Raw genomic sequence first — 283 nt, forward strand, 5'->3', positions numbered from 1 at the left:
CCTCGGCCAGCAGCAGGGTGCCCGGTGTGCTGGACGTTCCGTTCGCGGTGACGCCGAGCAACTCGGCCTCGCGTGCACTTTCGGCGACTCGGCTGGCCATCCACTCGCCGCCTGCCGGGTAGTACCAGCGTGTGTAGGTGCGCAACACGTCACCCCAGATGGCGTGCGATCGGGAGCCCAGAACGCGGCGCACACCGAACGGCAGCGCCGCTACCCAGGCGCCGGCGACCTCCGCCCAACGTCGGCCGGAGGACTGCTGCAGCCAGGATGCGCCTGCCTCGGT

The 283-nt window shown here is 71.0% G+C and carries 1 pseudogene; it reads right to left on the minus strand.

Annotated features, from left to right (window positions below):
- A pseudogene (locus ABFX56_RS16020) lies at window positions 1-283 on the minus strand (helicase-associated domain-containing protein); the annotation flags it as partial.

It is taken from the genome of Parafrigoribacterium mesophilum (assembly GCF_039652555.1).
Classification (GTDB): domain Bacteria; phylum Actinomycetota; class Actinomycetes; order Actinomycetales; family Microbacteriaceae; genus Parafrigoribacterium; species Parafrigoribacterium mesophilum.